This window comes from Caldivirga sp. UBA161 (assembly GCF_002506515.1).
Lineage (GTDB): Archaea > Thermoproteota > Thermoprotei > Thermoproteales > Thermocladiaceae > Caldivirga.
In genome coordinates this window covers 1-12,457 of sequence record NZ_DAXS01000058.1, presented here as the reverse complement: position 1 = coordinate 12,457, position 12,457 = coordinate 1, and the positions used below count along the sequence as shown (strand labels likewise).

The window sequence follows — 12,457 nt, the reverse complement described above, 5'->3', positions numbered from 1 at the left end:
ATCACTACTACCCTGGTTCTACGATATTTACGTTGGCTTACTGGGCCTAATAGTGAACCTAATTGTAATGCTGGTGGTTTACGCCATTGTTAAGGTGCGTAAGGTTAAGGTAAGTAGTAGGCTTAGCCCACAGGAATTACTCTAGTGCCTATGAATACCCCACTTAAAATTTAAGAATCTTTAATTCCCCCTTAAATGAGGCTAAACGCCTTAGTGAAGTCCCTATGAGGTAATGAAGCACCATTAATTTAATGGATGCTTATATTTAAATCTCCCTGGACGGGTTTAGTGAAGTGGACTTTAACCTCAGTCAGGAGGAGGAGTTATTCAGGAGGAGTGTAATTGAGTTTGCTGAGAGGTATGTTAAGCCAAACTGGCCCCTTATAGATGATGGAAAATACCCCCTAATTAACGTGGTTAAGAAAATGGGTGAGTCAGGCTTACTGGGTGTGCCTTTTAATTCAAGGTATGGTGGGCAGGATGGCTCATTCACCATGAGTACCTTAGCCACTGAGGAGTTAGCCTACGCAGACCCCTCCTTAGCAACCCCAGTCTTCTACCTACTTAACACTGCATGGCCTTTCATTGTTCAAAGGTATGGGAGGGAGGAGGTTAAGGAGGAGGCATTACCAAGGGTAGTTAAGGGTATTGGCTTCATTGGAATAGCCTCCACCGAGCCACAGGGTGGTAGTGATGTGGCATCCACTAGGCTTGAGGCTAGGAGGAGTGATGGCTCATGGAGCCTCTACGGTGAGAAGAATATTGTTACTGGGGCCTCATTAATCATTAATGACATGGATTACGGGGGCTTCGTCACAATAGCCAGGACAGCCCCCATGGAGGCTAGGCATAGGGGCTTAACCTCCCTACTAGCCTTAGTGAAGAGGGATGGTAAAGTACTTAGTGGTTTCGAGTACGGTAACTATGATGATATTGGGAGGAGGGGGCTTGTAACAAACTACATTAAGTTTAATGGGTTAACCGTTAAAGAATCCTACATCCTAGGTGAGGTTAATGGTGGGTTTAGAATCCTAATGGAGGGCTTTGATATTGCTAGAGTACTCATAGCGGCTGCATCAATTGGGGTTACTAGGTGGCTTCTTGATCAATCAAGGGATTGGATTAAGTCAAGGATTGTTTTCAATAAACCAATAGCATCATACCAATCAATAAGCTTCAAATACGCTGAATTAGCCACCAGGCTTGAGCAAGCCAAGCTACTCACCTATAAGGCTGCTTGGTTAACTGACAGATACTTCATACTTAATGACTCCTCGATTAATATCCTCACTGTAGCCACCTTCAACGCCATGGCCAAGATGACTGCAGTTGAATTAGCTGTTGAAACCGCCCTAGAGGCAATGAAGTGGTTTGGTGGAGCCAGCTACTTTAAGGAATCTAATATTGCTAGAGCACTCCTTGGTGCATTAAGCTACTACGTTGGTGCTGAGGGTACTGGTAACATAATGAGGTTAATAGTGGCAAGGAATCTAATAGGAAGGGAAGTGGAATAGGGGAGGGCTGGGGATTAAGCTTCATTGAGCGCAAGTATTAATGCCTATTACAGGTGTTGGTTGGCGGATAAGCCGCTGGGCCTAGTGATTGGCGTTCATGGTTTTGCGGAGCATTATGGTAGGTATGATGACTTTAGTAATTACCTATCAAGTAATGCGTACTCCATATGTATGCAGATTTGAGGAGCCATGGATTAACAGCAGGCCCTAAGGACCTTGGTTACGTAGATAACTTTAACCTATTCTTAAATTGACCTCGAGGGCCTCATAGAGTTAATGCTTAGGATGACTGGAATGGCAAGTGGTGCTGATTCATAAAGTATGCTAACCCTACCTATTAATCCTAGGCTCCGTACACATGATAGAAAGATTGTAGAAGAGTACATAAATGACTCATTCATCTTTAAGAAGCCCATAGTCAGGATACTGCATGAGCTCATTAAGGCATTGAGGAGTATTTGGAAGTACATTAATAATATATCAGTACCCATAATTATGATGCATAGTGATGATAAGGTGGCGCCACCAAGGGCTGCCTAGGAGGTATTCAATAGATTAAGAGTTAATGATAAGATTATGAGAATCTATAATGGCATGCATCATGAAATATTAAATGAATTAATATAGAGATATGGTTTATAAGGGCGTATCAAACTGATTAAATGCACATACTTAAATATAATTATAGTCCCTGCAAGCATCTAATATGACTTTTATCATGTAATGTAATCTTATTGTTGAGATGTTTATTATGTTGGTAAGAGTAATTAAGTTAGGGTTCCTCTAGGAGGCGGCAGTATTCATGTATTTAGTTAGCTACTGGGCTTAAGATGCCTAGGCTAATATGCTGAGATTATAGGTAAAATGCCTAATACGGAGTTTGCCAGTAAGCGGAAGTTATTTAATGCTGGTTATTTTATAATATTGGATTCATAGATCTATATATTCAATTTAATTAGGCAGTTAACATATTTAGCCTAACATTTATTAGTTACCTGAGGAGCCAGAACTTATAATGGGTGGAATATTCGGCCTCGTATCCAACATTAGGCCAGTTGCCCCTGTGATTAGGATTGGCCTTGAAAGGCTAATGCATAGGGGTATTGATGGGGCAGGTGTAGCCACCGTGCATAATGGTGTTATTCACATTAAGAAGGATGCCGGTAAGGTAACTGACGTACACAGTAAGCTTAATCTAGATGACTTACCAGGCTACGTGGGTATTGGGCACGTTAGGTCAGCTACACATGGTAGGCCTGTTTACGAAAACACCCACCCAGTTCAAGACTGCACTGGTGGCATTGCATTGGTTATGGATGGCGTGGTCTCGGATTACGATGAAATAAGGAGGAGGCTGAGTAGAAAGCATAAGTTAGCCTCCAGGACTGATGCTGAGGCATTAGCCCACATTATTGAGGATGAGTTAAAGGGTGGTGAGTCAATGAAGGAGGCATTATCATCAGTAATAAGGCAGGTTAAGGGCTATTACACAATTGCTGTTCTACATAAGGATGAGGAGAGGATTTACGCATTAAGCATGGGTAACCCACTGGTTATAGGTGTTAGTGATAGGGAGTACTTCGTATCCTCTGAGGAGCAGGCAATACCAGTTAAGTTAAGGTTAGTCTACTTCATGGAGCCTAATCAAATGGCAGTGGTGAGTAAGGATAGTGTAGAGTTCTATGACGCATTGTCAATGAATAAAGTAGAACCATCACCGCAATTAGCATCGCAGGCAACTGTGGAGGTGGTTAAGGGGTCATTTCAACATTATATGATTAAGGAAATCTATGAGGAGCCCGAGGTATTGGCTAGGGCCGTTAACGTGCTTCAAAGGGAGTACCTTGATGATGCAGCCTCAATAGTGGCTAAGGCTAAGAACATAATATTCACAGGTTCAGGAACCTCCTACTACGCCTCATTAATAGGTAAGTACTACCTAGAGGGATTAGGTGGGGTTAAGGCTGATGCAGTACCCGCTGGTGAATTCCCATACCTGGGTATAAGGTATGTTGAACCAGGCACATTAATAGTAGCTGTTAGTCAATCCGGTGAATCAACCGACATAATTAGGGCTATTAGGTGGGCTAAGAGGAAGGGCGCCATAGTGCTTAGTATTGTTAATAGGCTTGGTTCAGCCCTAATGAGGGAATCCAACGTATACTTACCAATGGGTGCTGGACCTGAGTTAGCTGTACCTGCAACGAAATCTTTCGTGGCTTCAATAGCGATAATGCTTCAATTAGCCTACGCCGTTAAGGGTAATGTGGATGATGCAAGGAGCCTCATTAATAAGGCAATAGTCATGCTTAATAATCAACTAAATCAAGTGAGGGATGATGCCAAGCGCATTGCTAAACTGGTATCAAACTACAATAATGCATACGTAATATCAGGTGGGCCAATTGGTTTACCATTAGCCATGGAGGCGGCATTAAAGCTTAAGGAGGCAGCTCAAGTTCATTCGGAGGCCTTCAGCTTCAGGGAGTTTAAACATGGCCCAATAACCCTAATATCTAAGGAATTCCCCACAATAGCAATAATGCCTGGTAATGATGTTGATGATGAAATGATGAACGTTATTTCAGAGGTATGGTCCCGTGGAGGATACACAGTAGTTATCGCGCAGGGAGGTAGGGAGGTTACTGGGGATCAGGTTATTTACCTGGAGCGCATGGGTAATAAATTAATAGTACCCTTAGTGTACCCATCGGTAATTCAATTATTAGCCTACGAGATTGGGGTGGCTAGGGGTATTGATGTTGATAATCCACATAACTTAAGTAAAGTGGTGACAACTTAACGCGAGGAAAACAGAAAAAGCCGTATTGCTGGTTTAATTCATGAATTGCCCCTACTGGGTTATTAAGGGTAAGTTAGCTGGCTCCTGCGCCCCAAGGGGTGTTAGGGATGTTGAGGCATGGGGTAGAATGGGTATTAAGGCTGTTGTATCATTAATTGAGGAATTCGAGTTCAATGAGATAGGCTTCCCCTTCAATAATTACATTGATGCCTTAAGGAGGCTCAACATTAGGTTACTCTACTCACCCACTAAGGATGGTGAATCACCACCCCTTGATGAGTTCATGGCTATACTTAGGTGGATTGATGAAAGAATTCATGAAAACGAGCCAGTGCTGGTTCACTGTAATGCAGGTGTCGGCCGCTCCCCCACGGTGATAATCGGTTACCTAATTTATAAGGGGTATAGTTTAAAGGAGGCCTATAGGCTTGTATCAAGCGTAAATGAGAAGGTTTCATTGAGTTTCACCCAAGCATTAGCATTGGAGGAGCTTGAGAAGCTCATAAGTAGGAGGAGCCTTGTACTTTAAGGATGCCGCATATGTTTTTTAAATTCATGAGGGGTATTAAGGTAGTGGGTAGGAATAGGCTTAGGGATATTTTCAATAGGATAATCTGGACTAACGTAAGGAACGAGTACGAGGTAGTTATAGTATCAAGGGGGGAGCCAGGTGACGTTAAGGTAATACCACTGGGTAGTTTAGTTAAGGCCAGTAAGGATGGTATAGTGATAGGGATTAATGGGGCTGAATCCTTCATACCGTATCACAGGATTCTACTGGTAAGGAGGATTAATGGGGCTGTGATCTATAGGAAGGGTATGAAGTTCAATTAAATAAGCCAATTACCCAGAACATTCTTAGCCTCATTAAGAATGCCTTCACTTACCTCAACCCCAGCCTCCCTCAGCCTCCTCATTAACTCTTCAGTGCTTGAGGATAGGGTAAGCCCCATTAGTGTTAAGGCCAAAGCAATCTTAACACCATTAAACCCACCCACCTTCGCTAAGGCCTTAGCCTCCAGGTAAAGCCTAATCTGCTTCTCATCAATACCCAACTCACTAGCCACCCCCCTTAACCCCAGGTTCCTAATGGTGTTTATTAAGCCCTCAAAGCCACCGTACTTCTGGCTTATTAACCAGTCAATGTGAATTATGGCTGCTGTTAAATACTTCATGAATACCCTCCCCTTACCCTCATCATCATTAATCAATTGCAGCGCTGAACCGTATGCCGCCTTAGCCTCCTCAGCAGCCTCGGGCTCCTCTTGAGCCACGTTAAGTAGCATATCGCCTGCCTCCTCATAGTAAACCGGGTCACTGTCCTCGATGGCGTCAATTAACCTAGCCATGGCACTGCACCTAGTGGCTTCAGTTAAATGATCCTTACTCCACCTAGCCGTTGAGGCGCATTGAAGGTACGTTGACCTAGCGTTATCTAAGTCACCGTGGGTTAAGTAATACTTAGCTAACTCAATTAGGCCCGTTAACCTAACCTCAAGGGCATTAGTTAACTCACCCAAGTCCTCGTAATGCCTATAGGCCTCTGAGAAGTGGCTCATGGCTTCATTAATTAACCTAAACTCAGCATCATGGTTGCCTCTACTATGCTCAACACTGGAGGATTCAAGGTTTATGAATCCCTGGCACAGTTCCATAAGTGCCCTTAACCTAAGTGAATCTTCCCCAACAGCGCCATTCATTCTACCTCTAAGTAGCCTCATGGCTTCACTAAACCTACCCCCCTCCATTAGTGCTTCAGCAAGCCTAATCAATAGGTTAATGCTACTTACTTTACCTGGATCAACACCACTGATTAGGGCTATTACTTTATCGCTCAACTCAATGTTAAGCAGTAATTCAACATCACGCTCCTCCAATTCCCTACCGGCCTCCTCAAGAAGGCCATTTGGGAGTTCATTAATGTGCCTAAGTAATGTTCCCCTACTTCTAGGTAACTCCCTAACCTCCTTAATAATCCTAGCCTTAATGCAGTCTAGGTTCCATAGGCATTCTTCAGCTAGGCTCATTTCATAATCTTAATGAAGCCTAATTTTTAAACTAATGCCCTTAACTCAATGCAACTGGAGTTAATTGGGGCCTCATGAACTGTATTTAACTTAATTTTAATACATCTTAATACTTTGTAGCGCTAAATATTTATTAATTAGATTTCCACTAGCAATATATGGTTGACGTAATTATACTGGCAGGGGGATACGCTACAAGGCTTAGGCCCCTTACGTTCACTAAGCCTAAGCCCCTGCTTCCAATACTTAATAAGTCTGTCATAGACTGGATCCTTGAATCAGCCACTAAGGTTAAGCCAAGCGACATTTTCCTATCGGTCAGATACATGAGTGAGCTTATTGAGAAGCACGTTAACCATAGGTGGGCCTCATTAAGAGGCATGGTTAACATAATTAAGGAGGATAAGCCACTTGGTGATGGTGGCCCAGTCTCATACATAGCCAGTATGCGGGAATTAGATGACGTAATTGTAGTCTTTAATGGTGATATATTCACTAGAATCGACTTGGAGGATGCGATCAATGAGCATGTTAGTAAGGGGGCTTTAGCCACAATCTGCTTAACCCAGGTTAATGATGTATCGCAGTACGGGGTTGCCACGCTTGGTAAGGATAACCTAGTGACAGGCTTCGTTGAGAAGCCTGAGCCAGGTAATGCACCATCAAACTTAATTAACGCCGGCATATACATATTCAGTAAGGATGCGCTCAAGTACTTCCCCAAGCCCGGCACATTCGGTAAGTTGGCTATTGACGTCTTACCTAAAATGATTAAGGATCACAAGGTGTATGGCTACATACTGAAGGGGTATTGGTATGACATAGGGACAATCACATCATACCTAGACGCTAACTTCAGGGCCCTTGATGAGTACTGTAGGGACTGCCCAGTGCCTAATAATGAAGCATTAATTAAGCCCCCTGTCTTCATAGGTGAGAATGTTACAATAGAGCCTGGGGCTGAAGTGGGGCCATATGTAGTTGTGTTGAATAATTCGAGGATTGGCGCCCACAGTAGGGTTAAGTACTCTGTAATAATGGATAACACAACAATTGAGAATGGGGCATATATTGACTTAGCCGTACTGGGCTCTGATGTATTTGTGGGTAAGTGGGCTAGGATTGAGAAGGGTGTTGTGGTTGGTGATGGAAGCTACATTAGTGATCATGTTTTAATAAATAGGGATTCAATAATAGGGCCCTTCAGGGAGGTTAACCAAAGCATATATGAGGTCGGTAAGATACTTCTCTAATGGACATTAAGGATTATGGCTATTATCAGTAAAACCCAACCTATTGCAATTAAAACACCAAGAATCTTCTTAAAGGCCGCTATGAATACCAGTAGCAGGTATATTGCCGTTAATGATATTAACAGTGCTATGGCATTACCGTAAGTGTTAGCTAAGGCTGGGTTAGCCTTAAAGATTGTTTCCTGAAGAATATACTGAAGTAGGTTAACTAAGCCATTGTAGGCATATACGAAGAGCTTAAAGGCCTCATTCATCACCACCGTAGTGCTTATAGTCATATGCCTAAGCCTTAGCCTTAATTTATAAGTATTGCATACATTGCGGAAGGGAAGCGGCTTAGGTTACTCAATGGTGTATATTATGTCCAACACTACCCCACTTACCTTACTCCTAATGGTCTTTGCAACATCCCTACTAGCAGCCACAAGTATGGATACCCCCACTATGCTTGCCCCAGATTGCCTTATTATACTCAGTAAAGCATCCATTGTTCTACCTGATCTAACAATATCATCAATGAGTATTACTGAATCATCCTTAGTGAGTAATGGTTTAGGTATGTACAAGTTAACCTTCCTAGGTGGTGAGTCAACCATGTACGTGGCTTCATAATGTTGCTCAAAGCCAGCATCCATGTACTGCTTAGCTATGGTTAATTCGGCGTTTAAGGCGTATGATGCCGCCATGGCTAATGGTATACCATCCACGGCTGCGGTAAGTACCTTAGTAACCCTCAACCCAGAGAAGGTCTCGAGAATATGCTTCTCATAGAGCCTAAGCACCATTGGTTCAAGGACTATTGAGCTTAAGTCAATGTAATTACCATTAACCTTAATTAACTTAGATACGACATTCTTAATATCAGCCATGGGTTTAAGAACCTTTACAATACTCTCAGCAACCTTAGTTGAGGGTAGGACCTCCATGTTGGCGTAGCGGCATAGTGTGGATTCAGGTATGTTAAGCATGCTTGAGAGTTGCTTAAAGGATAGTGAGTAAACATTCTTAACCGCATTAATGTAAAACACTGCATCCAATTGTAGGCTAACTTTCTCCCTCCTCCTCATCATTAAATCAGTTGAGTAAAGGGATTATTAAACCTAACTGATTTAATGAACTGAAACATTTAAAAACCAAAAACAAAACCTAATACTGGTGATCGGCGCCGGCTAAGGTGGGCCTTTCGAGCCCGTGACCCGGGTTCAAATCCCGGCCGGGGCACCATCCTCAATGCCTTCACCATGCTTACTGAACCACTTCTAATTATGCGTAAATTTTCTCATTAACCTCCCCAATGTTTCACTTGAATTTAACCTAGATTCTTAATTATAAGTTAAAGCATATTTAACTTTATAATGATTTCATTTAATAAGGTAATACTAAGCATTAACGTTGAGGTGTATTTAAATTAAATCGCCTTAATTCATTAATAATCCTGTACACTGACAATGGGCCTTCCATTGCAAAGCCAGTTACTAAACCCGTTAAGTCAGCTCCCGCTTTAATACCCTCGATAACGTCAATACCCCTCATGAATCCACCTAAACCAATCACCAAGCCCCCATATCCCATCCGCCGCGTTAATCTAATCAGCTTAATTACTATTCCTAGCAATGGTTTACCACTTACGCCGCCATAACCCACAGGTAGGTCAGTTTTTACACGGAGGGTGTTCGCTACGGTTAGGCCGAATGGATTATGGTTAATGATTAATTTAATGAGCTTAACTTCATCATTCATGCTACTAAGTAGGGGTAATTTAATTATTAACTTATCGTAACCCTTAAGTGATTTAAGTAATTCATTAAGCCTCTGCGGTTCTGCCCATGATCCACCATACGTTGGGCTACTTACGTTAACCTCGATGAAATCTATGCAACCCACGTATGGTGTTAATGAGTCCAGCAGCAGCTTAAACTCAGCCTCACTGAAGCCCGCCACACTAACGCCGAGTAGTTTACTTTTCGGCCACTTGGCGCATTCATTGTTTAAAACATCCTTAAGGAACCTTATTCCCCTTGATGGTAAACCCATGGCGTTAACCATGGCGCCTAACTCAGGGTACCTCCTCATCCTTGGCTTAGGGTTACCTAGCCTAGGCCTTAATGTTACAGAGCCAATCGTGTGGAATCCAATGGGTAATTTACTCATTAGGCCAATTAATAAGCCATCCTTATCTATACCTGCCCCAATACCTATTGGTGAATCAATAACCCTGTTTAATAGCCTCAACTTATACGGTAATGCGCCTGTTAATTTAGTTAAGGTACCTGTTAATGCCTCAGCTGGGTAAGTCCTGAATATGAGGTGGGTAATGTAGTTGGTTAAGTCAGGTGGTAAGTAGCCTAGGAGTTTACTGGGCCGCATTACTGATTCCCATGGCATTAAATAGATCCTTTACTGTTAATAGTGACCAAGCCCTATATCCAGCCCCCCTAATTGCATTTAATCCACCCTCAAGCCTATCAATAATCACAGCAACCTCAACAACCCTTAATCCATTATTCTCAAGAGCCCGTGCGGAGTCAAGTATTGTACCACCGGTGGTTACGACGTCATCAATAAGTAGGATACCCTCACCACCCTTATAGTAACCCTCAACCCTCCTCCCAGTGCCGTGGCTCTTCTCAGCCCTCCTAACGTATAATGCGCCCTTACCCAACCTATAGGCTAGCATTGATGCCCAAGGTATGCTGCCGCTTTCAATCCCAGCAACTAAATCAACCCCATTCCCAACCCTTCGGGCTAATTCCTCAATTATAGGCTTATAAACCTCTGGTATTGATATGGCCATCCTCATGTCAATATAGTATTTACTCCTAATGCCGCTTGATAGGGTGAAGTCGCCGAACTTAACCACACCATACTTAACCAGTAACCTAGCTAACTCAATGCTCATTCATCGTTCACCAGCCAATTGAGCGTTAATATCATCTATTGTTAAGTATGTTCCACAGTATTGGCATTGGAGAATGGGTTGATCCAGGTGAAGCACCTTGAAAGTTGGCACAACATCCTCCCTAGGCTGGTTAGTTATGCACTTAGGGTTCCTGCACTTAACAACACCCTTAACTGTTTCAGGTAGTTTAACTTGAAACTTCTTAACAACTGAGTAATCCCTAATTATGTTTATTGTTGCTGTTGGCGCTATTAGGGATAATAGGTTTAACTCACCTTCACTAAGCTCCTTACCCTCAATCTTCACTATATCCTTCCTCCCTAATCTACGGCTATCAGCGTTCATAACCAATGCAATCCTCCCCTCACCACCCCTCAATTTAAGCACCCTAAGGACTATTAAGGCCCTACCAGCCGGTATATGGTCAATAACTATACCATCCCTAATCTTACTAACTATTAAGTCCCTCTCCTGAACCTTACTAGACATCATTACTCAGTGGTACTGGCGCTAATTAACTTTTCGTTTAAAGGGAGGATTTAAACATGTGTTTTAATTTAAGTTAATTAACACTTAATTAATCATGCTGAAACTGGGTTACCAGTAATGCCGTACTTCTTCTTCCATTCCTCAAATATCTGCTGCTCCTCCGGTGTTAACTGCCTAGTTATCCTAAACCACTCATTCTTAGCCTTAGACTCAGCCGGGGCTTCACTACTCTTCCAAATGCAGTTCACTGGGCAGACTGGAATGCACTCGAAGTCATCCTTACAGAAGTCCCATATTAACCTCGCCTTACCATTCTCATTCAACTCAAGGGCATTGTATGGGCAAACTGAGATGCATGCACCACAACCTATGCAGGTATCCATGTCAACCACAACCCTTTGATACTTGGCCAGTTCAGGTCCTGTTACTGTGGACATACTTATCACTTTGGGGGTTACCTACATGTAAATAACGTTTAGCTTATGGACTATTAAGTGAGTTAGCTCATTAAAGTCCACGGTTAATTTATATTTAGTTGACTAATTCAACACTAATTCGCTATATAATGGGTTAAATATTTTCAAATTAATAACCTAACCTAACTGAGTTAAAACCACCATGGTTACTAACCCTACTACTGCAGTAACACTACTTGAATGTACTTATCTCCACGCCTCTTAACCCTATACTTGTGTGTTGATCCATCCTTAAGAATAACCAACTCACCCCTAACCCCCTTCTTAACAGCCCTCCAACTAGTTGAGAAGTAGAACTCCCCCTCAGCGTACCTTGATCTGGCTATTGGGTATGCTGCATTATTATATATTATAACACCCACACTCCATTCTGGAGCCTTCCTGGCAACCTCCTTAACATCTAATTCCTCATCCCCTCCCTCCTCTTCCTCCTCATCCCTCTCTGAGTGTTCCTCGTCCTCAGCCACCATTAAGTCCCACCTGGCTTATTTATAAAACATACGTCCACTTAAGCGAGAAGGATTTTTAATGCCGCACTTACCTAGTGAATTATGAAGCTTAATGGCCAAAAGGCCTGGGGTGATGGCGTTAATGTTGAGAACCTGTGGCAGCTAATTGAAAATAATACAATAGCCTTAGTTAAGTGTGTGCCAGATACCAGTGACATTAAGGAGATTAATCCAAAGGAGTTTGAATTTAAGATAATGGTCCGCATGGGTCCAGTTAGTGGAACATTTAACGCCAGAGTTAAGATAGAGAGTATTGATAAGGCCTCCGGGAAGGTTACCATGACTCTGAATTCTAAGGGCCCTGGTGCAGTCATGAATGCATCAATAATCGCTACTATAAGTCAAACTGGAGTATCGTATGACGCTGATGTTAACCTAAGTGGTTTACTCGCGGCTGTTGGGGAGAGGTTAATTAGGAATTATATAGATGGTAAATTAAATGAATTCCTGAATAATATGGTGAAGCTAGCTAAAACTGGGCAATGTT

The 12,457-nt window shown here is 42.6% G+C and carries 16 protein-coding genes; 8 read left to right on the top strand and 8 right to left on the bottom strand.

Annotated features, from left to right (window positions below; genetic code table 11):
- Positions 1-293: 293 nt before the first annotated feature.
- The 6 genes from BP896_RS06615 to BP896_RS06590 all read left to right on the top strand — a co-directional run bounded on the left by BP896_RS06615 (position 294) and on the right by BP896_RS06590 (position 5,151).
- A complete protein-coding gene (locus tag BP896_RS06615) occupies positions 294-1,514 on the top strand; it encodes an acyl-CoA dehydrogenase family protein (RefSeq protein WP_291766918.1) in 1,221 nt (406 codons plus the stop codon).
- A gap of 24 nt (positions 1,515-1,538) precedes the next feature.
- Positions 1,539-1,697, top strand: a complete 159-nt coding sequence (locus BP896_RS06610) for a hypothetical protein (RefSeq protein WP_291766916.1) — start codon at positions 1,539-1,541, stop codon at positions 1,695-1,697.
- Between the two features lie 138 nt (positions 1,698-1,835).
- A complete protein-coding gene (locus tag BP896_RS06605) occupies positions 1,836-2,054 on the top strand; it encodes a serine aminopeptidase domain-containing protein (protein WP_291766914.1) in 219 nt (72 codons plus the stop codon).
- A 475-nt stretch (positions 2,055-2,529) separates the two neighbouring features.
- Positions 2,530-4,317: a glutamine--fructose-6-phosphate transaminase (isomerizing) gene (gene glmS / locus BP896_RS06600; protein ID WP_291766913.1), complete on the top strand. Its 1,788-nt coding sequence runs from the start codon at positions 2,530-2,532 to the stop codon at positions 4,315-4,317.
- Positions 4,318-4,357: 40 nt separating this feature from the next.
- Entirely contained in the window at positions 4,358-4,846 is a 489-nt protein-coding gene (locus BP896_RS06595; RefSeq protein ID WP_291766912.1) for a protein-tyrosine phosphatase family protein, read from the top strand.
- Positions 4,847-4,890: 44 nt separating this feature from the next.
- A complete protein-coding gene (locus tag BP896_RS06590; RefSeq protein ID WP_291766911.1) occupies positions 4,891-5,151 on the top strand; it encodes a DUF504 domain-containing protein in 261 nt (86 codons plus the stop codon).
- On the opposite strand, the gene BP896_RS06585 is transcribed toward BP896_RS06590, so the two are convergent.
- Positions 5,148-6,344, bottom strand: a complete 1,197-nt coding sequence (locus tag BP896_RS06585) for a hypothetical protein (protein ID WP_291766909.1) — start codon at positions 6,342-6,344, stop codon at positions 5,148-5,150. The genes BP896_RS06590 and BP896_RS06585 overlap by 4 nt on opposite strands.
- Before the next feature lie 158 nt (positions 6,345-6,502).
- On the opposite strand from BP896_RS06585, the gene BP896_RS06580 reads away from it, so the two are divergent.
- Positions 6,503-7,597, top strand: coding sequence for an NDP-sugar synthase (locus tag BP896_RS06580; RefSeq protein ID WP_291766908.1), 1,095 nt, complete (start codon positions 6,503-6,505; stop codon positions 7,595-7,597).
- Here the strand turns inward: BP896_RS06580 and BP896_RS06575 are convergent.
- The 7 genes from BP896_RS06575 to BP896_RS06545 all read right to left on the bottom strand — a co-directional run bounded on the left by BP896_RS06575 (position 7,594) and on the right by BP896_RS06545 (position 11,931).
- Positions 7,594-7,875, bottom strand: coding sequence for a hypothetical protein (locus BP896_RS06575; RefSeq protein WP_291766906.1), 282 nt, complete (start codon positions 7,873-7,875; stop codon positions 7,594-7,596). The genes BP896_RS06580 and BP896_RS06575 overlap by 4 nt on opposite strands.
- A 63-nt stretch (positions 7,876-7,938) precedes the next feature.
- Entirely contained in the window at positions 7,939-8,667 is a 729-nt protein-coding gene (locus BP896_RS06570; protein WP_291766904.1) for a phosphoribosyltransferase family protein, read from the bottom strand.
- A gap of 316 nt (positions 8,668-8,983) precedes the next feature.
- The gene (locus BP896_RS06565) at positions 8,984-9,964 is read right to left on the bottom strand and encodes a dihydroorotate dehydrogenase (RefSeq protein ID WP_291766903.1); all 981 of its coding nucleotides are present in this window, start codon (positions 9,962-9,964) and stop codon (positions 8,984-8,986) included.
- Positions 9,951-10,496 carry an orotate phosphoribosyltransferase gene (gene pyrE / locus BP896_RS06560; protein WP_291766900.1) on the bottom strand — a complete coding sequence of 182 codons (546 nt, stop codon included), beginning with the start codon at positions 10,494-10,496 and terminating at the stop codon, positions 9,951-9,953. Before pyrE ends, BP896_RS06565 begins: the two co-directional genes overlap by 14 nt.
- Positions 10,497-10,988 carry an aspartate carbamoyltransferase regulatory subunit gene (gene pyrI / locus BP896_RS06555; protein WP_291766899.1) on the bottom strand — a complete coding sequence of 164 codons (492 nt, stop codon included), beginning with the start codon at positions 10,986-10,988 and terminating at the stop codon, positions 10,497-10,499. It lies immediately after the preceding gene.
- Positions 10,989-11,077: 89 nt separating this feature from the next.
- A complete protein-coding gene (locus BP896_RS06550) occupies positions 11,078-11,422 on the bottom strand; it encodes a 4Fe-4S dicluster domain-containing protein (protein ID WP_291766898.1) in 345 nt (114 codons plus the stop codon).
- A gap of 197 nt (positions 11,423-11,619) precedes the next feature.
- A complete protein-coding gene (locus tag BP896_RS06545; RefSeq protein WP_291766897.1) occupies positions 11,620-11,931 on the bottom strand; it encodes a hypothetical protein in 312 nt (103 codons plus the stop codon).
- Positions 11,932-12,012: 81 nt separating this feature from the next.
- Here BP896_RS06545 and BP896_RS06540 point away from each other — a divergent pair.
- Positions 12,013-12,457, top strand: a 445-nt coding sequence (locus BP896_RS06540) for an SRPBCC family protein (protein WP_291766896.1), incomplete at its 3' end; no start/stop codon positions are given.